We start from the raw sequence: 25,761 nt of genomic DNA on the forward strand, positions 1-25,761 counted from the left end.
CTTAGTCTACGGCCTAGCGGGCGCGGGAATACCGCAGAAACACCGTGCCATCCTGATCGGCCGCGACATTTTCTAACTGCATGCGGCGATGGGAATGCTCGCCCTTAAAGGTCGCCATGGGAGTTTCCACGCCGGTAGATAGATGTGGGTCCAGGGTCAAATACATCTGGTCGATGGCATCGATGTCTACCAGCTGCCCTATCATTCCTGGCCCGCCCTCACAGAGCACGCGCTTAAACCCGCGGTCCTTTAAGACGGAAATGTAGTCCTGCACGGTTCCTTCGCCAGCATCGCAGATTTCCGCGCCTGTGGATTCGGTGGTCGCGATGCGCTTTGCGAGCTCTTGATCGTCCCTGCTGCTATGGGGGACCAGGATGATGGGAGGGGTAGTAAAATCCGTGAAGAAATCCGAGGCGACATCAAACTCAAGGCTGCGGGAAGGCACCGCAATCGGAGCCGGCCGCGAACCATCCCCGTTAGGTTTTACTCCGGAGTAGTCCTCCGCGCGCACCGTTTGCGCACCCACCAGCACGACGTCTGCCCAATTACGTAGCGCGGCAAAAAGCTGCCCATCAGTGTCATTTCCCATGTCTTCGGAAACGTGGTTCATGGTTGCCGAGCCGGTTAGCGTGCTGACCATATTTGTGCGGACGGTGAATGCATCACCGGAATCGGGGCCCAATAGCGAAGAGATATCCATGCCTTCCCAGCCTAGTCAAGGCACCAGATGCCCAGCACAGCAAAGTACCGGGCATAGCCACAGGAGAGGGGCCTACACCAAGCGGATGAGTATTACGCCAACCAAGATCACTGCAATGCCGGCTACCTGGCGCATGGCGACGCGCGCACCCCGCATCCGATCAATGAGCACGGAGCCCAACATGGAACCAAGAAGTGTTGCCACCACAGTAAGCCCAGTGCCAATCTGCGGTACTAAGGCCGCGTTGCCAAAGACAAACATGGCTCCCAAGGCGCCGCCTGCCCACATCCACCACGGGTTAGCCTTACCCTCGGGACGCTCAATGCGAGGGCGCCAGCGCAAAACAATATTGAGCATTACGAGCGCGGAAACGCCGATGCTAAAAGAGACCAAAGCCGCACTAACGGGCGATCCGGTGATCTGCCCCAGGTGGCCGTTGATGGCGGATTGGCATGCGGTAAAGCAACCAAAGACAAAGCCGGCGAGGCGCCAAAGCCACAACGCCATAGCGCTGTCTTCTTGCTTCGTCGGCGCGCCGGGGCTGGCGACGATAGAAATCACTCCACCGAGAACAACTAGTGCCCCAAGGGCGCGAACCAGGGACAGTGGGGAAGTGGGGGAGTCAAACAGTCCAAAGTGGTCGATGGCAAGGCCCATCATGATTTGACCCGCGATGGGAAGAACTACGGTCTGAACCGCGCCCAGATGAGGAAATAGCAGGATATTTCCAGTAAGCGCAACCACGCCGAGCAGACCACCGAACCAAATCCACAGCGGTTCCCCAAAAGCGCGGGAAATGCCAAACTCGCCGCCGGTGACGGCTGTCGCAATGACAAGCAACGTCAACGTGCCCACGGCAAACGAAATGAGCGATGAGGAAAACGGCGTGCCAGTAGACGCGCGAAGGCGCGTATTAACCAGGGTCTGAACGGGTAGAACGAGTCCGGCGATAATGCCTAAGAGAATCCACAACACGTCGGGACACTTTACAGACATATAAAGAAACCCGCCCAAGCCCCTATGGAGTGGAGCAGTGGGCGGGATATTGTGGTCCTAACTGGGATTGAACCAGTGACCTTTCCGGTGTGAACGGAACGCTCTCCCACTGAGCTATAGGACCTTGCGGTGGCTAAATCTACACCGCACCAAATTCAAACACCTAATTGGCTGGGCAGTGGTGCACATCAGAGGGAGGCGGCCTGTGGTTCACTGCCTTCGGAGAATCACACCAGTGTGTTTTGGGACGGCCCGAATGTGAAAAACGGGTGCCGGAAAGAATGCCGCTGGGCTGGGGATTTGGAAACTGGCGCGGAGCACGATAATGTTTCTTCTCGCACCGCAACGGTACAAAGTTTGCGGGGCAATGCGGATGTAGCGCAGTTGGTAGCGCATCACCTTGCCAAGGTGAGGGTCGCGAGTTCGAGTCTCGTCATCCGCTCCACGCTTTTCTAGGGGTTCGCCTGTGAAGAGTGATTCTAAATGAATAGCGCGCGATTAGCTCAGTGGGAGAGCGCTTCCCTGACACGGAAGAGGTCACTGGTTCAATCCCAGTATCGCGCACAAGGACTTTGTCCTAGAAACCGGGCCTGGTTTCGCATGCGGATGTAGCGCAGTTGGTAGCGCATCACCTTGCCAAGGTGAGGGTCGCGAGTTCGAGTCTCGTCATCCGCTCCAGCACTGTATTGTGTGAGGCGGTATCGCCACGGTGGAATGGCCGAGTGGTGAGGCAACGGTCTGCAAAACCGTGCACACGGGTTCGATTCCCGTTTCCACCTCAACTTCTTAATGCCTTCGGGCATTAAGCGCGATTAGCTCAGTGGGAGAGCGCTTCCCTGACACGGAAGAGGTCACTGGTTCAATCCCAGTATCGCGCACGAGAGTCCTCTTTGGGACTCTGCAACAAACTCCGGTTTGTTATGCGGATGTAGCGCAGTTGGTAGCGCATCACCTTGCCAAGGTGAGGGTCGCGAGTTCGAGTCTCGTCATCCGCTCAGGTGAGCCGCCCTAGAAATAGGGTGGCTTTTCGCATGTCTAGCTAGGATCGCAGGGTGACCAGCTGTTGGTTGCAGTAGCCACAGTGGAAGGGGTAGCGATGTCACGCAATGTTTTAGTTCCGCTACTGGTGGGTGCCTCAGGCTGCCTGTCACTCTTGGTAGGAAGCGCACTATTTGCTGTGGGGCTATCGGAGGCGGATACCGGTGGCAATTCCGGTAACGCGATTTGGCCCTGCGCTCTCATCGTTGCAGGTACGGTTTCGATAGTCACTGCCTTGATGCTGACTGGTCCTGCATTTGAAAGTAGGCGTGCTGGGGAATGCTGAGGGAGGCAGCTCCAATCATTGAGTTGGCATTCCTTAAATAGTGATAAATGCCTCTTTTTATTCAAGGCGGGGAACTTGTGCGCACTACAGCCCGACATATGACTCGACGCGCTGCTTATCGCGATTGCCGCTCAGGCAAACCGCGCGGCTAGTATGTCTGACAATTCAACTTGTGCATTTTCAACACAAAAGGAGCTATCTATGGGCTACCGCGTACCTTGGCTGCGCCGCACGGCGGCAGCAGTAGGCACTGCAGCACTGGTTTTGGGCGGGTCAATGCCGGCCGCCTTCGCGCACGATTCCGTTATTGGCGGTTCTGTCAAAGACGGCGACCAACTCGACGAGTTTCCGAAGGAAATCACCCTCGAGTTTTCTGGTATCCCCAAAGAAGACTTCAACACCTTTGCCGTGACCAACGTGGATACTGGTGAAAAAGTCTTTAGCCAGGAACCAAAGCTCCATGAGCGGGATCTCACCATTGAAACTCCTGCGGATGTCCACCCTGGGCCGGGTAATTACCAGGTGGGCTTCCAGATCACGTCTTCGGACGGGCACGCTACCCGCGGGGGAGTGGAATTCTCCGTCAAGGGTGACTCCACCGAGAGTACCGAGGCAGCTGCTGCTGAATCGTCGTCCCAGGATGGGGATGAGGGCCTGCCGACCGCGCTTAAAGTCATCCTGGGCGTCGGTGGCTTATTGGCAATCGCCGCAGTAGTTGCCCTATTTATTGCCAAGTATCGTCGCATTGATTCGGAAGGTGAAAAATAATGTCCAAAATTTCTAGCATCGCCCTTGTGGGCTTGACTGCGGCCGGCCTCGCCCTGGCGGGGTGCTCACCGCAAAACCAAAATGATTCCACCGAGTCGAAGACGGATGCTGCCACTAGCACAGGGGAAACAACCTCCGCTGCAGAATCTAAGGAACTGACCTTTGACGATGCCGTCGTGCGCGCCAATGAGGACAAGGACATGACCGCCATTTTTGGCACCTTGGTCAACCATTCCGATAAAGACATCACCATTATTGGATTTTCCACCAGCCTCAACGCCAAGGTGAACCAGATGCATGAGACCGTCGATGGAAAGATGCAGGAAATGTCGAGTCCGCTGGTGGTTAAGGCTGGCGAGTCCCACGAACTTGCGCCAGGTGGCGACCACTTCATGCTCATGAAGATGGACAACCAGATCGCCCCCGGGGAGTCCCTCAATCTCAAAGTGGAGCTAGAGGGCGGCGAAGAGCTCGATCTGGGCGAGATTCAAACGCGCAGCATGCCCGCCGGCGATGAGGACTACGGCGATATGAAAGACCACCAGATGGAGGGACACGAACACTAGCTATGTCTGGATTCAGCAGAAGGGGGTTTCTCACCGGCGCTGCGGTATCGACCAGCGCCTTCGCGTTGGCTGGCTGCGCTGATCAGGGCTCTTCCCCGGATGCTCAGGCGCAGGATGGGCCTGCGCTTGCCGACGCCCTCGTGGCATTCGACGGTAAACATCAAGCGGGTATCGCTACCGCAGCGCAGGCCCACCTGAATTTGGTGGGGTTTGACCTTAAAAGGGACGTCGACAAGCGGGGGTTCGCCAGCCTCATGAAGCTGTGGACCGAGGATGCGCGCGCGCTGTGTACAGGGGAGGCGCCGCTGGGCACGCTGGAGCCAGAAATGGTGCAGCAACCCGCGAACCTGACTATCACGTGCGGTTTAGGCGAAGAGGTTTTTAACCTGCTCGGAGTGGACAAGCCCCAGTGGCTGGGAGATGTCCGTTCTTTTCAACGCGATGCGCTGGAGCCCAAGTGGGGACAAAGCGATATCGTCTTGCAGATCTGCTGCGATGATCCACTGATGAATACCTACGCCCTGCGGCACATGGTGCGCGCAGGTGAGCACTATGCCAGCGTGAAGTGGTTGCAGCAGGGCTTTATTAACGCCTACGGCAGCCAGGAAAAGGGCGCCACCGCGCGCAATATGTTCGGACAAAAGGACGGCACTGTTAACCCGCGCAGCGAGGAGGACTTCGCGGCCCAGGTGTGGATCGATAAGGGCCCGCAGTGGGCCAATGGGGGAACGGCGATGGTGGTACGCCGCATCCGCATGAACGTGGATACATGGGAAAAGCTGGATCGCTCTTCCCGCGAGAACGCTGTCGGCCGCAAGCTCGATACCGGTGCCCCACTTACCGGTAAGGATGAATTCGACGCTGCGGACTTCGATGCGGTAGATGACTATGGACTGCCGGTTATCGATAAGAACTCACACATGGCCGTGGCCGCCCCGCCCGCTGACCACCCAGAGCAGCGCATCCTACGCCGCCCGTATAACTATGAGTTAGCTCCCGATGGCAAGGACGGGCAGCTATCCAATATTGGGCAGGTTTTTATCTGCTACCAGCAGGATCCCACCAAACAATTTGAGCCTATCCAGGCACGATTGGATGAATCTGACCTAATGAATGAATGGCTGACCCATATTGGCTCCGCTATGTATTTCTGTCCGCCGGGCACCCTTGCTGCCGATGGGCGTGAATCATGGTGGGCAAAATCGCTCTGCGTGCATGCAGGGTTGTAGAATAGCTATCCGTAAATTTAAATAGCGGACGCGGCCAGGTATGCCGCCGACGCACGAGCGCATAAAGGAGCGCGATTATGGCGGAACTCATCCCCGCAGTACCGGTCAATTACGATTCCTTCACCGTGCCCGCCGGCCAGGCCGTGGGCGCAGCAATGCGAGAGCTCAACCTTCCCAATAAGGGCCCGGAGGCTGTCGTAGTCGTTCGCGGTGAGGACGGCACTCTCTTTGATTTGTCGCACACCCCAGACACGGAATCCACCTTCACCCCGGTAGCCGCCTGCGAGGAAGACGGCCGCGCCGTCATCCGCCACTCCTGCGGCCACGTTATGGCCCAAGCCGTGCAGGCCGAGTTCCCTGGCACCAAGCTGGGTATCGGCCCTGCCATTGAGAATGGCTTCTACTTCGATTTCCAGACCGCCGAGCCTTTCACACCGGAAGATCTCAAGGCGATTGAAAAGCGCATGAAGAAGATCATCAAGGGCGGCCAGCGCTTCGAGCGCCACGTCTATGAATCCGCGGAGGAAGCGGAAAAGGCCCTCGCCGAGGAGCCTTTCAAGCTCGAGCTGGTCCAAGACAAGGGTAACGTTGACCCTGACTCCGACGAGGCCGCAGAAGTCGGTTCCGGCGATCTCACCCACTATGACAACATCAACCCGCGCACCGGGGAAGTAGAGTGGTTCGATCTCTGCCGCGGCCCGCACGTACCGACCACCAAGTACATCCCGGCCTTTACTCTGACCCGTTCTTCAGCTGCCTACTGGCGCGGCGACCAGTCCAAGGCTGGCTTGCAGCGCATTTACGGCACCGCTTTTGAGTCCAAGGAGGCGCTGGAGGCCTACCAGACCATGGTGGAAGAGGCTGAAAAGCGCGACCACCGCCGCCTGGGACAGGAACTAGATCTCTTCTCCTTCCCGGATGAGATTGGCTCCGGCTTCCCGGTATTCCACCCGAATGGCGCGACCGTGCGCATGGAGATGGAAAACCACTCTCGCAACCGCCACGTCCAGGCTGGGTACTCCTTTGTTAATACCCCGCATATCACCAAGGGTGACCTATTCAAGAAGTCTGGCCACCTGGACTTCTACGCCGACGGCATGTTCCCACCGATGCAGCTCGATGGCGAATATGACGAAGAGGGCAATACCGTCAAGGAGCCGCAGGACTACTACGCCAAGCCCATGAACTGCCCGATGCACAACCTGATTTTTGCATCCCGTGGCCGTTCCTACCGCGAGCTCCCGCTGCGTCTATTTGAGTTCGGCACCGTCTACCGCTACGAAAAGTCCGGCGTGGTCCACGGCCTGACCCGTGCCCGCGGCTTTACCCAGGACGATGCCCACATCTACTGCACCGAAGAGCAGCTGGAAGAAGAGCTGACCAAGGTCCTCGACTTCATCATTTCCTTGCTGAAGGACTACGGACTGTCTGACTTCTACCTGGAGCTTTCTACCAAGGACCCGAATAAGTTCGTCGGTTCTGATGAGATCTGGGATCGCTCTACGTCTATCCTGCAGTCGGTCGCAGAAAAGTCTGGCTTGGAGCTGGTTCCGGATCCCGCAGGTGCAGCCTTCTACGGCCCGAAGATTTCTGTGCAGGCGCGCGACGCCATCGGCCGTACCTGGCAGATGTCTACCGTGCAGTTGGACTTCAACCTGCCGGAGCGCTTCGAGCTGGAATACACTGCGTCGGACGGCACGAAGAAGCGCCCAATCATGATTCACCGTGCGCTCTTCGGCTCCATTGAGCGATTCTTTGGCGTCCTGCTGGAGCACTACGTCGGTGCCTTCCCAGCATGGCTAGCACCGCACCAAGTGGTGGGCATTCCGGTGGCTGACGAATTCTCCCCGCACCTCGAAGAGGTTGCCGCCCAGCTGCGTCAGAAGGGTATCCGCGCCGATGTGGATACTTCTGATGACCGCATGCAGAAGAAGATTCGCAACCACACCACCGGTAAGGTTCCGTTCATGCTGGTGGCTGGCGCACGCGACGTAGAAGCTGATGCCGTGTCCTTCCGCTTCCTCGACGGCACCCAGGTCAATGGTGTGCCAGTAAAGGAAGCCGTGGAGCTCATCGCCGCATGGGTAGCAGAGCGCAACAACGAGCAGCCGACCGAAGAGCTCATCAGTGCCCGACGCTAAGGAGACACACGAAACCGACAGCTCCGCCGTCGCTGAAAACCAAGCTGCGGTGGAGACCTTCGTTGACTCAGGTGCTGGCGAGCCGGACCGCCTAGAGCGGTTATGGGCGCCTTATCGCATGGCCTATATTGCCAAGCGATCAAAGGATCCCTTCGTCGAAGCCCCACAGGGCAGCGATGAAGACGGGCTCATCATTGCTCGCGGCAAGACGGTCTATGCATTGCTGAACCTGTTTCCGTATAACGCCGGGCACTTGATGGTGGTCCCGTACCGTAAGGAATCCCAGCTCGAAAACCTTACGGAAGAGGAATCGCACGAGTTGATGGCCTTCGCGCAAAAAGCAGTCCGGGTACTCAAGAGAGTTTCGCACCCAGAAGCCATCAACGTGGGCCTGAACCTGGGGCGCGCTTCGGGCGGCTCGGTGGGAGATCACCTGCACCTACATGTGGTGCCAAGGTGGCCCGGGGATAGTAACTTTATGACTGTCCTCGATGGGACTAAGGTATTACCGCAGCTTCTGCAGGATACGCGCCGCGTACTGGCAGAAGGATGGCGCGAGATGGAAGAGGAGGATTCGCGTGCTTAGCGTGCATGGGCGAAAGCCCGCTGCCGTGGTGGTGGAACCTATAGCCAAGGCCTTTTTGAAGCTAGGTCTGACCCCGAATGTGGTCACGGTTGTGGGTACCATAGTCACCATTGCGATTTCGGTGATCCTCATTCCTACCGGCCATCTTTTTTCCGCTGCCGTTTTGTCCGGCCTCTTCGCCGCTTTCGACATGCTCGATGGCACCATGGCGCGCTTGACCGGCAAGGCTACTGCCTTTGGTGCGACCTTGGATGCCTCCTGTGATCGCATCACCGATGGCGCATTGTTCAGTGCTATTGCATGGTGGCTGATTTATTCTGCGGATTCTTCCCGCATTACGGTTATTGCGTGCTTTGTCACCTTGGTATGTTCCCAGGTCATTTCCTATATCAAGGCTAGGGGAGAAGCGTCCGGATTCACGATGGTTGGCGGCCTGATCGAGCGCCCCGAGCGGCTCATTTTGGGCTTGGGCGGCATCGGCCTCGAAGGCCTAGGCGTACCGCATGCCATTGAGGTAGCGCTGTGGATCTTGGCCGTTGGCTCCGTCTTTACCGTGTGCCAGCGTATGGTTATTGCTGCCCGCCAGGAGCAGCAGTAGCTCGTACTGCACCACCTAATACCAGGAGGTTGTGACACCATGTGGGATAGAGAAGACCTCTCCGCGGCGGGTTACCTCGCGGGATGGAAGGTGGTGCGCCGTCTGCCCGAGCCCATTGCGCGCACGCTTTTTCGCTGGGGTGCGGACTACGCAAGTGGCAACGGTCGCGGAATGGAGGGCTTGCGCTGCAACCTAGCGCGAGTGGTGGGCCCGGAAAACGTTACCCGCGCCTTGGTGCGCGATTCCGTGCGCTCCTATATGCGCTATTGGATGGAGGCGTTCCGCCTGCCAGCTATCCACGGTGATGCAGGGTTGCATCAGCGCTTGCTCAGCGGCTTGCAAGGCCTTGAGCATTTTGATGCTTCGGCTCAATCCGGCCGCGGTACTATTTTGGCTCTGCCGCATTCCGGTAATTGGGATATGGCGGGTGTCTTCCTCGTCGGTCATTATGGCCAGTTCACCACCGTTGCGGAGCGCCTTAAGCCCGCAGTGCTTTTCGACGCCTTTGTGGACTACCGCGAAACCCTCGGCTTTGAGGTTCTTCCCCTCACCGGCGGCGAAGCCTCGCCTTTTGCCCGCCTCAAAGAGGTGCTGGAAGCCGGTGGCGTGGTCTGCCTGCTGGCTGAGCGCGACCTGACCCGAAGCGGCGTTACCGTGGATTTCATGGGGGAAAAGGCCAATATGGCCGCCGGTCCCGCACAGCTTGCCCTAGAGACTGGCGCCGCCCTGCACGTCGTGCATTCGTGGTTTGAGGGTGAGGGCTGGGGGCTCTCTGTGTCTCCTGAGCTCGAGGTAACGGACCTGCAGGAGACAACTCAGCGCATGGCCGATGGCTTCGCCGCCAATATCCGCCGCCACCCGGAGGATTGGCATATGCTGCAACCGCAGTGGAATGTGGACATAGAGAGGCGTCGGCAAGCGCGGGCGGCCAAAAGTGCCCGCAATGCCCGCCACACCGGGCCATCACAGGAAGGCGAGAGCTAGTGCGTATAGGAATCGTATGCCCCTACTCCTTCGATGAACCAGGCGGAGTTCAAGCCCATATCCTTGATCTAGCCACAGTCTTCATTGAGCAAGGGCACCACGTTCAGGTCATTGGCCCCGCTGCGGAATCCACCCAGCTGCCGGATTTCGTAGTCAAGGGAGGGCCGGCTTTCCCCATCGCGTATAACGGGTCGGTGGCCCGCCTGTCCGTGGGCCCCCACGTCACGCGCAAGGTAAAGCAATTCATCAAGGAGGGCGACTTCGATGTCTTGCACATCCATGAGCCTAACTCCCCGAGCTTTTCCATGACCGCGTTGGCCGTGGCACAAGGCCCACTGGTGGCGACGTATCACGCTTCCGCGTCTAGCTCCCTGGTGCTGACCTTGGCCAAACCTTTTCTCGTTCCCTTTTTGGAAAAGATCCGGGGTGGCATCGCGGTATCCGATATGGCGCGGCGGTGGCAGGTGGAGCAATTGGGTGGCGACCCGGTCCTCATTCCCAACGGCGTGGATACGTCGGTCTACGCGCAGGCTCGGCGCCGCAGCCCGGCTAAGGCCCCCGGCGATCCCCTGGAAGTTGTCTTCTTGGGACGGTTGGACGAACCTCGCAAAGGCCTCGATATCCTGTTGAGCGCGCTGCGCCAAGTACACCACGATATTCGCGTGACCATCATGGGCGGCGGCCGCGCCCGCGAGGTCGAGGGCGTGGATTTTGTAGGCCGGGTCAGCGACGCCGAAAAGGCAGGAATCCTGGGCCGTGCCGATGTCTATGTGGCCCCAAATACCGGTGGTGAAAGCTTCGGCATCGTGCTGGTAGAAGCCATGGCGGCCGGCGCGGCTGTTGTTGCTTCCGATCTGGAAGCCTTCCGTGCTGTGTGCAATGCCGATTCCGACGAGGTTGCCGGCGCACTCTTTCGCAATGAAGACAGTGAGGATCTGGCCCGCGTCCTTAACGAGGTGCTTGATGATGCCGAGTATCGGGCCCAGTTGGTGCGCAATGGCGTCCAACGCGCCAGCACCTATGACTGGGACCATGTAGCGGCAGCCGTGATGCAGGTCTACGAGACTGTCCAAGACGGTACCAAGGTGAGGGTAAAGCGTTGATGGCCATTGAAATTGCCCTAATCCTCTTCCTACTTATCATCGTAGGTTTGTGGGCGCTTTTTACCGCCCAGCGGCTTAACTCGCTGCACATCCGCACTGATGCCTCGCTGGCCCAGCTACAGGCGGCACTAGACCGCAGGGCAGCGGTGACAGCGGTGGTCGCACCAGAGCTCGCGGCGCTAGCTCAGCGAGCAGAGTCTACCGAGCTCTATCAGGGCCATTTCGAACCGCGCACGATGGCCGAGCGGGAACTATCTGCCGCCATTGTGAGGGAGTTTCCCGCGGACCGTCGCCCTGCCGCGCTTGCCGACGCCGAGGGCCGCATCCAACTTGCCCACCGCTTCTACAACGAGGCGGTCAGCGACACGCGCGCGCTACGCCTGCGACCTGCGGTACGCCTCTTTCATCTGGGTGGCACCGCAAAACTGCCGGAGTATTTTGATTATATGCTGGCTGAGTAGCCAGCAGTTCTACCTCAAGATTTAGGACGCAAGTGCGTGCCGGCCGCGTCGGCGGCGGAATACCGGCTTCGCCTCGGTGCTGGCGGCCGTGTCTTGCTCCGGGGCGTTAGGCGCTTGCTGCTGCACCTGCGCCCGCTCGATCTTCGACGCCAGGGCCACCTCGACTGCAAACCAGACAAGTCCGATGATGGCCATGACAACGATGAGGATATTGCGGGCTACCAATAGGTAGACGGCAAACATGTTCTCGCCCACGTGGTTCCAGATGTAGTCATAGTTGAATGGGTAGACCAAGGTGCCCAGCACGGCAGCGATAATGGTGCAGGACGCTAACAAGGCTTGGAATACCCGCAAGGGAGCGAATCCTTCCGGCAGGCGCTGGCGGATCACCACGGCAAGCAAGGGGCCCAGCCAGACGATGTATTGCGGGGAGAAAACCTTATTCGTCGCGATAAGAAGCAGGACCGTAACGGTAAAAAACGCCATGGTCGTGCGGGTGGTCCATCCGCCGGCGCACAGCCGGTACAGCGCCCATCCCACTGCGAAGACGAGCATGGCAATGGTGGCAATTGTGCTCCAGGTCATTGCGGTATCTACTCCAGGCCCGGAAATTTCAAAGCTCTTGGACGGCGCGTAGCCCAGATGCCACCGCCCCGGAGCGCGATGTGCCTGCAGCAACAGGAACGTCGCCGGGATGGACTCCAACTGGAGACCGCGCACGCCCTGATAACTCAGCGGTGAAAGCAGGCGCTCGGTGCCAGAGGCAGCAATCGTGACGGTGCAGACCGCGACGATGGTGCAGAAAAACGCGAGTAGGCGCTGCCAGGTCGCGGATTTGTTGAAGCGGCCCACCAGGCCTGCAGCGAGGACTCCCGGCCATAGCTTCATTGTGGTGGCAAAGCCCAGTATCGCCGAGGCGATGAGTGGGCGGGTAGCAAGTAGTGCAGCCGCCCCGGCTACGGCTAGGGCGGGGAATATATCGAGACGCCACACAAAGGTGTGGCCAGCTGCGGTGCCGAAGAGCACCCAGAACCAGGCGGCCTGGAAACTACGCGGTTGAGTCGGGTGGTGGCGCAGAAGGAGAGCTAAAAAGGCGGCGTCAACAAGCAGGGTCATGATGGTGAAGCCGATATAGAATGCGGTGATATTCTCGCCGGTGAGCCACCCTAAAAGCACCGTGGGCCACGTGCCCGCGTGAGGGTATTCGGTCATCATTGTCGGGTCATCGCCAAAGCGTCCAGCAAAATAATATGCGACATCGCCCCTGGGATTGTGGTTAATCTTGAGTAAGTAAATAAGGACAAGGCGGGCGATGACCCACCCAATCCATACTGCTGGAACAGAAGCGATGCGTTTCACTCGAAAGACTTTATTCAATGCGCGCCTACTTCGGTAGCGGACATAGTTTCTTCTAGAAAATTCCTCCACTTTTGCGCCCAGATGTGGGGGACGGATTGGAAAAACAAACTGACGGCTCGTCCAGTGAGTAGTGTGGACGGCAATTGCTAGGAAAGTGATATAGGGCATAAGGAGCGTGCAGATGGCATCTATTCGCGAGGTCTTGGCCGTCGAGGAAACGACAATGGCCGATGTCTTTAAAGGCCCTGCTGTGGAGTCGCGAATTGAACGTACCTTCGGCGGGCAGATTGCTGCTCAAGCAGTGGCCGCAGCCCAGCGCACTGTGTCCGGCAAAGACATCCACTCCCTGCATGGCTACTTTGTAGGCCCTGGCAATGCGAGCCAGCCAATTGAGATCCGTGTCGAACGCATTCGGGAGGGGAGATCATTTGCCAACCGGCAGGTGCGTGTCTACCAGGGGGACGTGCTCCTTTTTACTCTCATGGCTAGTTTCCATCGCGACGGGGATCGCGGCCCGCAGCATCAGGATCCTGCGCCAGAGGTGCCAGGGCCCGAGGAAGTAGCTCGGATTGGCGGCGGAGCCCCGTACTCCACCAGGATTATCCTCAAGGAGTGGGAGGAATGGGATATTCGCCTCGTGCCAGAAAAGGGCCGCGATCCGGTGGCTGCAGAGCGCACCGGTGCAGGCTATCGGCATATTTGGTTCCGCAATACTGGCAGACTGCCTGCGGATTCTTCCTTCCATTGTGCGGCGTTGACCTTTATGTCTGATATGACGCTGATTCGCTCGGCCCTGATTCCGCATCAGGGAGAGAAAGTGCAATTGGCCAGCCTTGATCATGCGATATGGTTTCTGCGCCCATTCCGCGTGGATGAGTGGTTGCTATATGAGCAGGTATCACCTACGGCGTCGAATGCGACGGCGGTTGCGCGTGGCAAGATTTTTACCGAGCAGGGTGAATTGGTGGCGTTGGTGAATCAAGAGGGTCTTATTCGTTATTTAGATGAAAATTTGGGCAGCGGCTCTGCCCATGGCAATTGGCACAACGTATAAGAACGTCCCGCTTATAAGGGGGTCGCTTTCACGCATTCGTGCAGCACACGTATAATTGCCACCAGTTTCAGCACCCGATTAGAAAGGGACTACATGTCAGGCCACTCGAAATGGGCAACTACCAAGCATAAGAAGGCTGCCAACGATGCCAAGCGTGGCAAGGAATTTGCCAAGCTGATCAAGAACATCGAAGTGGCGGCTCGTACCGGCGGTGGTGACCCAGCGGCTAACCCAACCCTTGATGACATGATCAAGAAGGCCAAGAAGGCCTCCGTCCCCAATGACAATATTGAGCGTGCTCGCAAGCGCGGTTCCGGTGAAGAAGCCGGCGGCGCCGATTGGGAAACCATCATGTACGAAGGCTACGGCCCGAACGGTGTAGCCATGCTTATTGAGTGCCTTACGGATAACCGCAACCGTGCGGCGACCGACGTGCGTACCGCGATGTCCAAGAACGGCGGCAACCTGGGTGAGTCGGGCTCTGTGGCCTACATGTTCACCCGTACCGGCTACGTCTTGGTAGAAAAGGGCGAGCTGACGGAGGATGACGTCTTGATGGCCGTGCTGGAAGCAGGCGCGGAAGAGGTCAAGGACCAGGGCGAGAAGTTTGAGATTGTTTGCGCGCCGACGGACGTGCAGGCAGTCAAGGACGCGCTCAAGGACGCCGATATTCAGGTCGATGACTCCGACAATGACTTCCGTGCGTCTGTCGAGGTACCGCTGGAGGCCAATGACGCCAAGAAGATTTTCCGCCTCATCGACGCCTTGGAAGACTCCGACGATGTGCAAAACGTCTACACCAATATGGATCTCTCCGATGAGGTTCTAGCCGAGCTGAACGAGGACTAACCACCTCGCCGCAAGGATGGCTCTTAGCGCCGGTAGCGCTCCGTGGGTATTGCCCGCAGGAGACGTAGCCGGCGCTTTTCCATGGGTTGACTGGATGCTACGCTTGTAGAACACCTGTGTGTAGTCCATAATGGGGCGGTAGGCGGTGCTCAGTGGTGCCGACATGACAATGGGGGAGAGATGAACCTAGAAGGAATGCGCGTGATGGGAATTGACCCAGGCTTGACGCGCTGCGGGCTTTCGGTGGTTCAGGCTGGTCGTGGCCGAGCAATCCTTCCCGTTTCTGTCGGTGTGGTGCGCACCCCTAGCGATAAGGACTTGACGGAGCGCCTCCTGCGCCTTTCCGTGGCGGCGAAAGAGTGGATGGATGACTATTCGCCAGATGTGGTTGCGATCGAGCGCGTCTTCGAACGCGGTCAGGTGTCCACAGTCATGCAAACGGCCCATGTAGTTGGTGTGCTGGTGCTAGCTGCCGCCGAACGCGATATTCCGGTCTACATGTACACCCCGTCCGAGGTGAAAAAGGCCATCTCTGGAAACGGGCGCGCGGATAAGAAGCAGATGACCACCATGATTACCCGTATTCTGGGGTTGACTGAACCGCCCAAGCCTGCCGACGCCGCCGACGCTCTTGCGTTGGCAGTCTGCCACTGCTGGCGTGCCCCGGCTATTGTGCGTATGGACCATACCGGTCTCGGGCTTGGTGCTAAGACCAGCGGCGTGCGCGGCCAGGGCAAGAAGCGCTAGGGAATTTTACTGAGAGTGGAAGGATAGGAAGCCAATGATTGCTGCACTGCGTGGAGAGGTAATCCATATTGGACTCGACCATGGGGTTATCGACTGTGCAGGCGTGGGGTACAAGTTTTTAGCCACCCCAAAAACGCTGGGTACCTTGCGCCGCGGGGAACAAGCCACGGTTCTTACTAACTTGGTGGTCAAGGAAGATTCTCTGACTCTCTATGGCTTTAGCGCTGATGAGGATCGCGAGATGTTCCATGTGCTGCAGTCCGTGTCCGGACTAGGCCCCAAGCTGGCCTTGGCCGCGCTGTCGGTTATGGGGGCAGGGGAGCTCGCGGCGGCAATTGGTGGGGAAGATGTAAAGGCGCTGCAGTCTATTCCGGGCGTCGGCAAGCGTATGGCCCAACGCTTGGCGCTGGAGCTCAAGGAGAAGGTAGCGGCCTTTGCGCCAAGCGCGCCCGCGGCCGCAGGCTCCGTTGATACCGCCGTCGCGCCGACCGGTGGTGCCGTGGTAGAAAGCGTGACTGAGGCACTCATTGGCCTTGGGTTTACCGATAAGGGGGCGCGCCCCGTGGTGGAATCCGCCTACGCGGACAATCCCGATGCCGATACGTCCTCTCTCTTGCGTGCGGCGCTGGCGCAGCTGGGCAAGAAGAAATAACCGGCAGGAAGGCTGAAAAATCATGTCCGATATTGAGCGCACCGAGTTTAATCTCCCTGAGGGCGTCGACGCCGCGCACGCCACCCAGCGCAATAGCGATGTGGATGCCACCGCACACTCCGAGGAGCATGATATTGAACGCTCCTTGCGTCCCAAATCGCTCGAGGAGTTTATCGGCCAACCCAAGGTGCGCGAGCAGCTCTCCCTTGTGCTCAAAGGCGCTAAGAACCGTGGTGTGACGCCCGACCACGTCTTGCTTTCGGGGCCACCGGGCCTGGGCAAGACCACTATGGCGATGATTATTTCCCAGGAGCTGGGCACCTCGCTGCGTATGACTTCCGGACCCGCTTTGGAGCGCGCCGGTGATTTGGCGGCAATGCTTTCCAACCTTATGGAAGGCGATGTCTTGTTCATCGATGAGATTCACCGCATTGCCCGGCCAGCAGAAGAAATGCTGTACATGGCAATGGAGGACTTCCGCATTGACGTCATCGTGGGCAAGGGACCTGGCGCTACTTCTATTCCGCTAGAGATCCCGCCATTTACCCTGGTAGGTGCGACTACGCGCGCCGGCATGCTCACCGGCCCATTGCGCGACCGCTTCGGTTTCACCGCGCAGATGGAGTACTACGACACGGCCGATCTTACCCAGGTGATCAAGCGCGCCGCCCACATTTTGGACGTGGAAATTGACCACGATGCGGCAGTAGAAATTGGCTCTCGTTCGCGCGGAACACCACGTATTGCTAACCGTTTGCTGCGCCGCGTGCGTGACTATGCCGAGGTCAATGGCACCGGCCTGATTGATCTCAGTGCGGCCCAGGGAGCGCTCGAAGTCTTTGACGTGGATGACATGGGACTTGACTGCCTCGACCGGGCGGTGCTCAATGCCTTGATTAAGGGGCACGGCGGCGGACCGGTAGGCGTGAGCACGCTAGCCATCGCAGTGGGCGAGGAACCCTCGACTGTCGAGGAGGTGTGTGAGCCATACCTGGTGCGTGCCGGAATGATTGCGCGCACTGGACGCGGCCGTGTAGCTACCGCTGCTGCGTGGCGGCACCTGGGGCTTACCCCGCCGGAGGGCGCGGCCGGGCTGTTTTAATTCAGAGGCTAGCCTGCTTGGCGATGCCCCCCTTGGGGTTTCTGTGCGCACCGCCGTCTGGCACACTAGGGTGCTATGGAAATCATCATTCTCATCATTATTGGCATCCTCTTCGTCGTTCCCTCGTTTATGGCCATGCGAAAGCAGCGCCAGCGCCAAAATGAGATGCAGGCCCTCCAGAATTCCCTGCAGCCGGGCGACGCCATCGTTACGGCGGGCGGCGTGCACGGCGTAGTGCGCAGCACTGGCGACAAGGATGTGGATCTAGAAATCGCCCCTGGCGTGGTGGTTACTTTTGACAAGATGGCGGTCATTCGCACTGAGCAGGAGGCCAATGAGCTTGCGCGCCCTGCTGCTGGGGAAGAGAAGAATGATGCGGCAGATAACCTGCCTGATGAGAAGTACCCTCCGTTTGACGGCCAGGAGAAGGAATAGCCGGCTATTTCCTAAGAGTTGCCTTAACGTTTGCTAGGTGGGTGGAGCCTTCGCGGAGCGTAGACCCCATCACACTTTGAGTCTTTTCCGGACCTCGTTAAGGAAAACTCCGCCTGATGACGTACGATTGTGCGTTGTTGACGTGCCTGCGCCATGTGGCGGGGCCGTATTTAATGTTTAAACACCCTGTTATAAGCAGCACAGGAGATTATCGTTGTCCGCAAAAACCCGTGGCGCTATGAAAAATAGCAAACGCCAATGGCCGAAGCGCGCGATCGCGCTCTTCGTTCTCATTGTGGTTGTTATCTATGCGCTTATCTTTTTAACTGGTAGCCGTCAAAGCACCCCAAAGCTTGGCATCGACTTGCAGGGCGGTACCCGCGTAACACTGGCGCCGCAAGGCGAGGAACCCACCCAAGACCAACTCAAGCAAGCACGCAACATTTTGGAACAGCGTGTTAACGGCATGGGTGTTTCTGGTTCTGAGGTTGTCATCAACGGCAATACCCTGGTCATTACCGTGCCAGGTGAGGACGCCTCCCAGGCACAGGCTGTGGGCCAGACCTCGCAGCTGTTCTTCCGTCCGGTGGCTAAGCCCTCCATGCCGGATATGGAAAAGCTCAATAAGGAGCTGGAAGATATGGCCAATCGCTGGGTGAAGTACGACGTACTGAGCGCAGACGAGGCCAATAAGCAGATGGAACAGATGACCAAGGCCATCGCTCAGCAAGAAGCGCAGATGACTGGCAAGGAGCCAAAGGAGCAGAAGGCTCCTAAGGTCAGCGCCAAGCCGCTTGAGGAGCCAAGCAACTCCATTGAGCAGACTAAGCGCCGCGATGAAGTTACGGAGATGCTCCTGAAGGACCGTCAGTCCGAGGACCCGACCACCCAGGCAGCAGCCTCCGCGCTGATGACCTGCCAGGGCAGCAGCGATCCACTGGCCGGAGCCGACGATCCTGCCAAGCCATTTGTGACCTGTGACTACTCCAACGGCAACCCGTACGTTCTGGAGCCCGCACCGCTTCTCAATGGCATCAAGGACGAAAACGGCACCCGTCTCACCGGCAACGAGATCGATACCAATTCTCCGATCGAAGGCGGCCTTAACGGTCAGTCCGGCCAGATGGAGATCAACTTCTCCTTCAAGACCGGCGATGGCCCGAACGGTTCGCAGACCTGGGCAGACCTGACGCAGGAACACCTCAAGGACCAGGTTGCCATCACCCTTGACTCTGGGGTTATTTCCGCACCGGTTATTCAGGGAGCAACTCCAGTTGGCTCTGCTACCTCCATTACTGGTGACTTTAGCCAGGAAGAGGCACAGAACCTGGCTAATAACCTGAAGTATGGCGCACTGCCGTTGTCCTTCGCCGGTGAAAATGGCGAGCCGGGTGGCACCGTAGAGTCGATTCCACCAACACTGGGTAAGGCCGCACTGCAGGCCGGCCTCATTGCAGGCCTCGTTGGCCTGGTACTCGTGATGGCCTACTCGCTGTACTACTTCCGCGCGCTGGCCGGCGTATCCCTCATCTTCCTCATTGCCTCTGGCCTCCTGACCTATGGTTCCCTGGTTCTGCTGGGCCGCTGGATCGGTTATTCGCTGGACCTTTCCGGCATCGCCGGTCTGGTCATCGGTGTGGGCGCAACTGCTGACTCCTTCGTGGTCTACTACGAGCGCATCAAGGACGAGCTCCTCGAGGGACGCACTTTCCGCTCCGCTACGCAAAAGGCGTGGGAGCGCGCTCGTGCCACCATTGTGACCGGTAACGCGGTGACCCTGATTGGCTCTGTTGTGGTCTACTTCCTCGCCATCGGTGAGGTGAAGGGCTTCGCCTTTACGATGGGTCTGACCACGGTCTTCGACCTGGTCGTATCCTTCCTGGTCATGGCACCACTGATGCAGATGGTGGGCCGCCGTCCGGCTGCTGCTAAACCTTCGATGAATGGCCTCGGCGGAATCTACGCACTGGTGGAAGAGCGCCGTGAGCGCGGCTACTTTGGCTCGGGACGTCGTCAAGCAAGCACTGCTGAAGCCTCCGACGCTAAAGAGTCAGCCACCAAAGAAACGGCAGGACATTCTGCCGCAGGAACCGCACGTCCCGTAGATGCTGCGGAAGATGAGGAGAAATAAGCATGGCTGTTTCGACTAAGCACAAGATTTCCCGGATGGACCGCCTCTACGAGGACGAGCGCGGTTATGACTTCATCGGTCGCACCAAGCTGTGGTACGGCATCACCGCCGCGTTGATCGTGGCCGCAGTGGCCGCAATCCTCATTCGTGGTTTCTCGCTCTCGATTGACTTCGAAGGCGGCACCACGTTGTCGATGCCGGCAGGCGACCTCAAGGAAGATGAGGTAAGCCAGGTCTTCGAAGACTCCACCGGTGTAGAACCCGAGCAGGTTCACATTGTGGGCGCTGGCGATTCCGAGACCTTGGAAATCGTTTCTGAGCGCTTGAGCCAAGAGGACGTGAATGCGGCCCGCGCGGCTATCTATGACAACTTCCAGCCGAAGGATGAAAACGGCAAGGCCACCCCGGATGCCATTGGCTCGTCCACAGTATCCGAATCCTGGGGTTCTTCTATTACCCAGCGCATGCTCATTGCCATGCTGGTCTTCTTGGTGGCTGCGACCGTCTACGTGGCCATTCGCTTGCAGAAGAACATGGCTTTTGCCGCCATCATCGCGCTGATTGCAGACGGCGTGATCATCGCCGGTATTTACGCCCTCTTTGGCTTCGAAGTTTCCCCGGCCGTCATTATTGGTCTGCTTACCGTCTTGACCTTCTCCATGTATGACTCGGTCATCGTCTTTGACAAGATCAACGAGAATACGGAAGGCCTCGAAGGCCAGCGCAAGAAGACCTATGCTGAGCTGACAAACTTGGCTATCAACCAGACGGTCATGCGCTCGATTTCTACCTCGGTTATTTCCGCGCTGCCTATCATCGCGCTCTTCGTGGTGGCCGTATGGCTCATGGGTATCGGTACCCTCCGCGATCTGGCGCTCATTCAGCTCATCGGCGTGGTCGAGGGCATTTTCTCCTCCATCTTCTTCGCTACGCCGCTGGTCGTGACCCTCGCCAACATGTCCAAGAAGATCAAGCGTCACAACAAGCGGGTCGCGGACTACCGCGCTGGCAAGGACGAGAACGCCGCGGCAGAATCTGGCGCAGCATCCTCCGGCCGCACCGTGGTCTCACCAGTGAGTGCAAAGACCACCCCGGCTGAGATCGAAGATGATCCGTCCGAGTCCACTGGGCAACCTGGCGCAACCTGGCGCCCGGGCCGGTAACCTCCGGTAGTAAGATTTTGGCGGAATTGTACCTGAAGTGAGGGCAAATAACGGTGCTTAAATCAAAGAGCAGTTCTAGCGAACGTCACTGGGGAAGGAAGGCCATTGCCTCGTGCGTTTCAGCTCTAGCTCTAGCTGCTTCTGCCTGTAGCGGGCAGGACGGCGAAGAGGACACGTCTAGTGCTCCCCAGGAGCCAGAATCCTATGGATACTTTGGCTACCAAGTAAATTCCCGCCTGGCCACCACTAATGCTGGCACCTCCTTTGGTGACGCTACCTCCGCCGGTTTGTTGTCTACGCGGCTCTATCCGGGTCTTTTTGTGCCCGGTCCCTCTGGCGAATTAATTCCCAATGCGGATCTAGTTGAGACCGAGGAACTTCCGCCCGTTGCCGGCAGTGACCAGCGCAGCGTCCAGCTCACTTTAGAGGAGGACGCCGTATTCTCCGATGGCACTCCCGTTACCTGTGATGACTACTTTTTGGCGTATGTGGCCGGTACTCATCCAGCTGAATTTGCCTCCCATATGCCGTTGATGAATGACATCGCAGATTTTAGCTGTGAGCCCCAAAGCAAAACGTTCACCTTGACCTTTAACAAGGATCAGGGGCAGCGCTGGCGCCACATGTTTGGCGCCGGCACGGTCATGCCGGCCCATGCGCTGGCCAAAAAGTCCGGGTTGAGCATTGCCGAACTCAACGCGGCACTCACGGTCGAAGACATGCAGGCGCTTGCGCCGGTTGCTAAGGAATGGCGCTATGGCTTTTCCGTGGCCAAGGATCAACTAGATTCCGAGCTGCAGGTCTCCTTTGGACCTTATGTCATTGACAAGGTAGGCGACGAAGGGGAGATTATTCTCAAAGCAAACGAAAAGTACTTCGGAGACGCCCCAGCCGAGGATCATGTTGTGGTCTGGCCTTCGGATGCTGATGCTCAGAAGCTTGCAGATAAAGGTGCGTTGCGCGTAGTGGATGCCGCAAGTCAAAACCCTGACTGGCTGGACAGCACGAAGGATGAGGCAGGGGAGTCCCCCTACGAGGCCACTCCAATGGTTGGCGAGTTAACCGATACGCTCACGCTATCTGAAGCCGGAGTATTCGCGGAGCCGTGGGCGCGCGAGAGCTTTGCTGCTTGCGTCGATCAGCAGGCGGTTGCGCAAGCAAGCTCAGCGGCCTCTGGTGTGGAGGTGCCACCGGCTTACCTGCGTACCGTTTCCGCGACCAACCCGGTTGCCGGCGGTCTAGACAAGGTGGGCAAGCAACACCAAGGCACCGATTTAGCCAAGGCCGGCGACCTCAACGGTACGACCATCAAGGTCGGCTATTTAGGGCCAGACAAACGCTACGCCGCCATGGTGGAACAACTTCGTGCATCCTGTGAGCCGGCTGGTATCACCATCGAGGATGCGTCTGCGGAGTTCATGTCCCAGCATTACTTGGAAATGGATCCGGAAACCTGGGCGCCTACCGTTGATGCCTTCCTCGGTCCAGTCGATCCTCAGACGGAGTATTCCACGGTGGAGTCCAGTATGAAGAACTCTGCGGAGCTGAAGAAGACAGAAGAGGCTCTGTGGAAGGATGTACCTTCCATTCCGCTCTCCGCGCAGCCGCGCGTTTTCCTCGTCCGCCGCGACGTGGAAGGTGTCCTGCCGTACACTGGCGTCTCGGGCATCGGTTGGAATATGGACCGCTGGCACAGCACCGCCCCAGCTGAAAAGAACTAGGCTGCACACAGCGGCCGTTAACGACCTCTCGCAAAAATTTCTCAAGGAAGATTATGAGCTTGCACTACGAATCAGCAGCACAGGCACTCAAGGATAAGGTTCGCCTCGTTCAAGACTTCCCAGAGGAGGGCATCCTCTTTGAGGACCTCACCCCAGTCTTGGCGGACCCAGAGGCATTTCGCACCGTAGTGGACGGCTTGGCTGCCGCCTGCGAGGAATTGGGCGCAGATATGATTGGCGGCCTAGACGCCCGTGGATTTCTCCTCGGCTCGGCTGTCGCCTACAAGATGGGCCTGGGTATCTTGGCCATCCGCAAGAAGGGCAAGCTTCCCCCACCGGTATATACCGAGGAATATGAGCTGGAGTATGGCTCCGCGGCGCTGGAGATTCCAGCCAGCGGCGTTGACATCAAGGGCAAACGCGTAGTGCTTGTCGACGACGTCCTGGCGACCGGTGGCACCCTCCACGGCGCCAAGCTTTTGCTTGAGTCCGCAGGTGCCGAAGTAGCTGGCAATGTGGTGGTGCTGGAGGTCAAGGGTCTCAACGGTCGTGAGCGTTTATCCGGCCCACCGCTCATTGTGTTGAATGCCACAGACTAAGATGGGATGTCTAAGCTGGATCGCACGATCTAGTTGGACATGAGGCCACAAGGCTCATGACACTGTGAAGGGCGGTAGATTTGGCCATGGACAAACCCGTAAAGCGCCAGTCCGGCGGCGGAATGCGCAGTATGTCGGCTCGCCTAGCTCGTTCGCTCACCGGCGGCCGAGTGAAGGTGAATCCGGTGCTGGACCCGTTGATGTCCATCCACCGCAAGTTTCACCCCAAGGCCGATGCTGATCTGCTCAATCGCGCCTATGACACCGCGGAGCGGCTCCATGAGGGGGTCTTTCGCAAATCCGGAGAACCGTATATCACCCACCCGCTCGCCGTGGCGACGATCGCAGCGGAGATCGGTATGGACACCACCACCATCGTTGCAGCACTGCTGCACGACACCGTGGAGGATACGGACTACTCACTAGAGGACCTCACCCGAGATTTCGGTCCGGAGGTGGCTCGCTTGGTCGATGGCGTGACCAAGCTGGACAAGGTGGCACTGGGCTCGGCCGCAGAGGCCGAGACCATTCGTAAAATGATTGTCGCCATGGCCACCGACCCTCGAGTCCTGGTCATCAAGGTCAGCGACCGCCTGCACAATATGCGTACCATGCGGTTCCTCCCGCCCGAAAAGCAGGCTAAGAAGGCGCGGCAGACCCTAGAGGTTATCGCGCCGCTAGCTCACCGCCTAGGCATGGCCAGCGTGAAGTGGGAGTTGGAAGACCTGTCCTTTGCCATCTTGTATCCGAAGAAGTACGACGAGATCGTACGGATGGTGGCAGATCGTGCCCCCTCGCGCGATCGCGCGCTGAAAGAGATCATTAGCCAGGTCAGCGGGGCGCTGAAGGAAAACGGTATTGAAGCCGAGGTCATGGGCCGTCCAAAGCACTACTGGTCCATCTATCAAAAGATGATCGTGCGCGGCCGTGACTTTGCGGAGATCTTCGACCTTGTAGGTATCCGCATCTTGGTCGAGGACGTCAATAGCTGTTATGCCGCTATCGGTGTGGTGCACTCGATCTACCAGGCATTGCCGGGGCGCTTCAAGGACTATATTTCCTCGCCGCGATTCGGCGTGTATCAGTCCCTGCATACCACGGTGCTGGCAAATGGCGGCGCTACCTTGGAAGTCCAGGTACGTACCCACGAGATGCACTACAACGCCGAATTCGGTGTGGCTGCTCACTGGCGCTACAAAGAAACCAAGGGCAAGAACTCGGGTCACCAGGAAGAAGTGGACCAGATGGCGTGGATGCGCCAACTTCTGGACTGGCAGAAGGAAGCCGCCGATCCCAATGAGTTCCTCGACTCGCTTCGCTACGACCTGACCGCCAAGCAAATCTTCGCCTTTACCCCGAAGGGCGATGTGGTGAACCTTCCTGCCGGTTCTACACCGGTGGACTTTGCCTACGCAGTACATACTGAGGTGGGGCACAGGTGTATCGGTGCCAAGGTCAATGGCAAGCTCGTCGCGCTCGAATCGAAGCTAAAGTCCGGCGACAAGGTGGAAATCTTTACCTCCAAGGATCCCAACGCCGGTCCGTCCCGCGATTGGCAAGACTTCCTTGTGTCTGCTCGAGCTAAGACAAAGGTGCGGCAGTGGTTTGCCAAGGAACGCCGCGAAGAACACTTGGAAGCAGGCCGCGATGCCCTGGCCACCGAAGTCCAGCGCGGCGGCCTGCCTATGCACCGCCTGTTTACTGCCAGCTCCATGAAGCAGGTAGCGGAACAGCTGCACTATACCGATGTCGATTCGCTGTACACCGCCATCGGCGCGGGCCACGTATCTGCTCAACACGTGGCCAACCAATTGGTCGCCATGTTCGGCGACCAAGATGATGCCATCGACACCCTGGCCTCGCGCACGCCACTGTCTGAAATTGAGCACTCCCGTGCCCAACACACCGAAGACTCGGCATCGGGCACAGGCATCTTGGTGGAAGGTAGCCCCGATGTGATGGCAAAGCTCGCCAAGTGCTGCCAGCCCGTGCCGGGCGATGCCATTTTCGGCTTCGTTACCCGCGGCGGGGGAGTCTCCGTGCACCGAGCCGATTGCACAAACGCGGAAAAGCTCAAGGCAGAACCAGAGCGCATGTTGGAGGTGGCCTGGTCTTCTGGTACCTCTGCAACGGGCGCTTTCTCGGCGACGCTGCAATTGGAAGCCCTCGACCGTCAGGGCCTCCTTTCGGAGCTCACTCGGGTAATGAGCGATCAGAACATCAACGTTTTGACCATGAACTCGAATCGCGGCGATGACCATATCGCGACGGTACGGTTCACATTCTCCGTTTCGGACACCAAGCAATTGGGAACCCTGATGACCACACTGCGCAATACCGAAGGCGTCTTTGACGTTTACCGAGTAACCGCCTAAGACGCTGTGCCCCACCCTCAAGGAGGGGCGGGGCAAGCAACGCAAAGGCATCGGGGAGGTTACTTGTATGTGAATTCTTGACTGCTGCAAGGTAAAACTCCAGCAAGCGGGCTTAATT

23 protein-coding genes and 7 tRNA genes are annotated in these 25,761 nt (G+C 58.3%); 26 read left to right on the forward strand and 4 right to left on the reverse strand.

Annotation, left to right across the window (positions count from 1 at the left end; translation table 11 throughout):
- Window positions 1-13 precede the first annotated feature (13 nt).
- The 3 genes from QP965_RS01370 to QP965_RS01380 form a co-directional block, all read right to left on the reverse strand.
- Complete coding sequence (locus QP965_RS01370; protein ID WP_284843881.1) at window positions 14-700, reverse strand: pyrimidine reductase family protein; 687 nt, start codon at window positions 698-700, stop codon at window positions 14-16.
- A 72-nt stretch (window positions 701-772) separates the two neighbouring features.
- Complete coding sequence (locus tag QP965_RS01375) at window positions 773-1,675, reverse strand: DMT family transporter (RefSeq protein ID WP_284843882.1); 903 nt, start codon at window positions 1,673-1,675, stop codon at window positions 773-775.
- Between the two features lie 73 nt (window positions 1,676-1,748).
- A tRNA-Val gene (locus QP965_RS01380) sits at window positions 1,749-1,820 on the reverse strand.
- A gap of 245 nt (window positions 1,821-2,065) precedes the next feature.
- Here QP965_RS01380 and QP965_RS01385 point away from each other — a divergent pair.
- The 15 genes from QP965_RS01385 to QP965_RS01455 all read left to right on the forward strand — a co-directional run bounded on the left by QP965_RS01385 (window position 2,066) and on the right by QP965_RS01455 (window position 11,456).
- Window positions 2,066-2,141 (forward strand) — tRNA-Gly (locus tag QP965_RS01385).
- Window positions 2,142-2,188: 47 nt separating this feature from the next.
- Window positions 2,189-2,260, forward strand: a tRNA-Val gene (locus QP965_RS01390).
- A 38-nt stretch (window positions 2,261-2,298) separates the two neighbouring features.
- Window positions 2,299-2,374, forward strand: a tRNA-Gly gene (locus QP965_RS01395).
- A 30-nt stretch (window positions 2,375-2,404) separates the two neighbouring features.
- A tRNA-Cys gene (locus QP965_RS01400) sits at window positions 2,405-2,475 on the forward strand.
- A gap of 27 nt (window positions 2,476-2,502) precedes the next feature.
- Window positions 2,503-2,574 (forward strand) — tRNA-Val (locus QP965_RS01405).
- Window positions 2,575-2,618: 44 nt separating this feature from the next.
- Window positions 2,619-2,691 (forward strand) — tRNA-Gly (locus QP965_RS01410).
- A 530-nt stretch (window positions 2,692-3,221) separates the two neighbouring features.
- Window positions 3,222-3,788, forward strand: a complete 567-nt coding sequence (locus tag QP965_RS01415; protein ID WP_284843883.1) for a copper resistance CopC family protein — start codon at window positions 3,222-3,224, stop codon at window positions 3,786-3,788.
- A complete protein-coding gene (locus tag QP965_RS01420) occupies window positions 3,788-4,354 on the forward strand; it encodes a copper chaperone PCu(A)C (protein ID WP_284843884.1) in 567 nt (188 codons plus the stop codon). The genes QP965_RS01415 and QP965_RS01420 overlap by 1 nt, the downstream gene beginning before the upstream one ends.
- Before the next feature lie 2 nt (window positions 4,355-4,356).
- Window positions 4,357-5,583, forward strand: coding sequence for a Dyp-type peroxidase (locus QP965_RS01425; RefSeq protein WP_284843885.1), 1,227 nt, complete (start codon window positions 4,357-4,359; stop codon window positions 5,581-5,583).
- A 77-nt stretch (window positions 5,584-5,660) separates the two neighbouring features.
- Window positions 5,661-7,724: a threonine--tRNA ligase gene (gene thrS, locus QP965_RS01430; protein ID WP_284843886.1), complete on the forward strand. Its 2,064-nt coding sequence runs from the start codon at window positions 5,661-5,663 to the stop codon at window positions 7,722-7,724.
- A gap of 49 nt (window positions 7,725-7,773) precedes the next feature.
- Window positions 7,774-8,310 carry an HIT family protein gene (locus tag QP965_RS01435; protein ID WP_284843949.1) on the forward strand — a complete coding sequence of 179 codons (537 nt, stop codon included), beginning with the start codon at window positions 7,774-7,776 and terminating at the stop codon, window positions 8,308-8,310.
- Entirely contained in the window at window positions 8,303-8,908 is a 606-nt protein-coding gene (gene pgsA, locus QP965_RS01440) for a phosphatidylinositol phosphate synthase (protein ID WP_239277599.1), read from the forward strand. Before QP965_RS01435 ends, pgsA begins: the two co-directional genes overlap by 8 nt.
- Before the next feature lie 39 nt (window positions 8,909-8,947).
- Window positions 8,948-9,892 carry a phosphatidylinositol mannoside acyltransferase gene (locus tag QP965_RS01445; RefSeq protein ID WP_284843887.1) on the forward strand — a complete coding sequence of 315 codons (945 nt, stop codon included), beginning with the start codon at window positions 8,948-8,950 and terminating at the stop codon, window positions 9,890-9,892.
- Window positions 9,892-10,995: a glycosyltransferase family 4 protein gene (locus QP965_RS01450; RefSeq protein WP_284843888.1), complete on the forward strand. Its 1,104-nt coding sequence runs from the start codon at window positions 9,892-9,894 to the stop codon at window positions 10,993-10,995. Before QP965_RS01445 ends, QP965_RS01450 begins: the two co-directional genes overlap by 1 nt.
- Window positions 10,995-11,456 carry a hypothetical protein gene (locus QP965_RS01455; protein WP_284766574.1) on the forward strand — a complete coding sequence of 154 codons (462 nt, stop codon included), beginning with the start codon at window positions 10,995-10,997 and terminating at the stop codon, window positions 11,454-11,456. Before QP965_RS01450 ends, QP965_RS01455 begins: the two co-directional genes overlap by 1 nt.
- Window positions 11,457-11,477: 21 nt before the next feature.
- Here the strand turns inward: QP965_RS01455 and QP965_RS01460 are convergent, their stop codons facing one another.
- Window positions 11,478-12,815 (reverse strand): glycosyltransferase family protein, encoded by a 1,338-nt coding sequence (locus QP965_RS01460; RefSeq protein ID WP_284843889.1) that lies wholly within the window; start codon window positions 12,813-12,815, stop codon window positions 11,478-11,480.
- Between the two features lie 181 nt (window positions 12,816-12,996).
- On the opposite strand from QP965_RS01460, the gene QP965_RS01465 reads away from it, so the two are divergent.
- From QP965_RS01465 to QP965_RS01515, 11 genes are all read left to right on the forward strand, one after another.
- Window positions 12,997-13,869 (forward strand): acyl-CoA thioesterase, encoded by an 873-nt coding sequence (locus tag QP965_RS01465; RefSeq protein ID WP_284843890.1) that lies wholly within the window; start codon window positions 12,997-12,999, stop codon window positions 13,867-13,869.
- A gap of 93 nt (window positions 13,870-13,962) precedes the next feature.
- Window positions 13,963-14,718 (forward strand): YebC/PmpR family DNA-binding transcriptional regulator, encoded by a 756-nt coding sequence (locus tag QP965_RS01470; RefSeq protein ID WP_150851185.1) that lies wholly within the window; start codon window positions 13,963-13,965, stop codon window positions 14,716-14,718.
- 180 nt (window positions 14,719-14,898) lie between these two features.
- On the forward strand, window positions 14,899-15,465 hold the full coding sequence (gene ruvC, locus QP965_RS01475) for a crossover junction endodeoxyribonuclease RuvC (protein ID WP_040425252.1): 567 nt from the start codon (window positions 14,899-14,901) through the stop codon (window positions 15,463-15,465).
- A gap of 34 nt (window positions 15,466-15,499) precedes the next feature.
- Window positions 15,500-16,117, forward strand: coding sequence for a Holliday junction branch migration protein RuvA (gene ruvA / locus QP965_RS01480; protein WP_284843891.1), 618 nt, complete (start codon window positions 15,500-15,502; stop codon window positions 16,115-16,117).
- Window positions 16,118-16,139: 22 nt separating this feature from the next.
- On the forward strand, window positions 16,140-17,219 hold the full coding sequence (ruvB, locus tag QP965_RS01485) for a Holliday junction branch migration DNA helicase RuvB (RefSeq protein ID WP_284843892.1): 1,080 nt from the start codon (window positions 16,140-16,142) through the stop codon (window positions 17,217-17,219).
- A gap of 75 nt (window positions 17,220-17,294) precedes the next feature.
- Window positions 17,295-17,654, forward strand: coding sequence for a preprotein translocase subunit YajC (yajC, locus tag QP965_RS01490; RefSeq protein ID WP_239277614.1), 360 nt, complete (start codon window positions 17,295-17,297; stop codon window positions 17,652-17,654).
- Window positions 17,655-17,892: 238 nt separating this feature from the next.
- The gene (gene secD, locus QP965_RS01495) at window positions 17,893-19,785 is read left to right on the forward strand and encodes a protein translocase subunit SecD (RefSeq protein ID WP_239277616.1); all 1,893 of its coding nucleotides are present in this window, start codon (window positions 17,893-17,895) and stop codon (window positions 19,783-19,785) included.
- A 2-nt stretch (window positions 19,786-19,787) separates the two neighbouring features.
- Entirely contained in the window at window positions 19,788-20,948 is a 1,161-nt protein-coding gene (secF, locus tag QP965_RS01500) for a protein translocase subunit SecF (protein ID WP_284843893.1), read from the forward strand.
- Window positions 20,949-21,001: 53 nt separating this feature from the next.
- The gene (locus QP965_RS01505; RefSeq protein ID WP_284843894.1) at window positions 21,002-22,669 is read left to right on the forward strand and encodes an ABC transporter substrate-binding protein; all 1,668 of its coding nucleotides are present in this window, start codon (window positions 21,002-21,004) and stop codon (window positions 22,667-22,669) included.
- 53 nt (window positions 22,670-22,722) lie between these two features.
- On the forward strand, window positions 22,723-23,268 hold the full coding sequence (locus tag QP965_RS01510; RefSeq protein ID WP_284843895.1) for an adenine phosphoribosyltransferase: 546 nt from the start codon (window positions 22,723-22,725) through the stop codon (window positions 23,266-23,268).
- Between the two features lie 86 nt (window positions 23,269-23,354).
- Window positions 23,355-25,643, forward strand: a complete 2,289-nt coding sequence (locus tag QP965_RS01515; RefSeq protein WP_250410623.1) for a RelA/SpoT family protein — start codon at window positions 23,355-23,357, stop codon at window positions 25,641-25,643.
- Window positions 25,644-25,761 lie beyond the last annotated feature (118 nt).

The organism is Corynebacterium sp. MSK074, assembly GCF_030229735.1.
Taxonomy (GTDB): Bacteria; Actinomycetota; Actinomycetes; order Mycobacteriales; family Mycobacteriaceae; genus Corynebacterium.

Coding starts and splice junctions, on each gene's coding strand:
- QP965_RS01370 (WP_284843881.1), bottom strand. CDS start 700: ATGGATATCTCTTCGCTATTGGGCCCCGATTCCGGTGATGCATTCACC.
- QP965_RS01415 (WP_284843883.1), top strand. CDS start 3,222: ATGGGCTACCGCGTACCTTGGCTGCGCCGCACGGCGGCAGCAGTAGGC.
- QP965_RS01420 (WP_284843884.1), top strand. CDS start 3,788: ATGTCCAAAATTTCTAGCATCGCCCTTGTGGGCTTGACTGCGGCCGGC.
- QP965_RS01425 (WP_284843885.1), top strand. CDS start 4,357: ATGTCTGGATTCAGCAGAAGGGGGTTTCTCACCGGCGCTGCGGTATCG.
- thrS (WP_284843886.1), top strand. CDS start 5,661: ATGGCGGAACTCATCCCCGCAGTACCGGTCAATTACGATTCCTTCACC.
- QP965_RS01445 (WP_284843887.1), top strand. CDS start 8,948: ATGTGGGATAGAGAAGACCTCTCCGCGGCGGGTTACCTCGCGGGATGG.
- QP965_RS01455 (WP_284766574.1), top strand. CDS start 10,995: ATGGCCATTGAAATTGCCCTAATCCTCTTCCTACTTATCATCGTAGGT.
- QP965_RS01465 (WP_284843890.1), top strand. CDS start 12,997: ATGGCATCTATTCGCGAGGTCTTGGCCGTCGAGGAAACGACAATGGCC.
- QP965_RS01470 (WP_150851185.1), top strand. CDS start 13,963: ATGTCAGGCCACTCGAAATGGGCAACTACCAAGCATAAGAAGGCTGCC.
- ruvC (WP_040425252.1), top strand. CDS start 14,899: ATGAACCTAGAAGGAATGCGCGTGATGGGAATTGACCCAGGCTTGACG.
- ruvA (WP_284843891.1), top strand. CDS start 15,500: ATGATTGCTGCACTGCGTGGAGAGGTAATCCATATTGGACTCGACCAT.
- ruvB (WP_284843892.1), top strand. CDS start 16,140: ATGTCCGATATTGAGCGCACCGAGTTTAATCTCCCTGAGGGCGTCGAC.
- yajC (WP_239277614.1), top strand. CDS start 17,295: ATGGAAATCATCATTCTCATCATTATTGGCATCCTCTTCGTCGTTCCC.
- secD (WP_239277616.1), top strand. CDS start 17,893: ATGAAAAATAGCAAACGCCAATGGCCGAAGCGCGCGATCGCGCTCTTC.
- secF (WP_284843893.1), top strand. CDS start 19,788: ATGGCTGTTTCGACTAAGCACAAGATTTCCCGGATGGACCGCCTCTAC.
- QP965_RS01510 (WP_284843895.1), top strand. CDS start 22,723: ATGAGCTTGCACTACGAATCAGCAGCACAGGCACTCAAGGATAAGGTT.
- QP965_RS01515 (WP_250410623.1), top strand. CDS start 23,355: ATGGACAAACCCGTAAAGCGCCAGTCCGGCGGCGGAATGCGCAGTATG.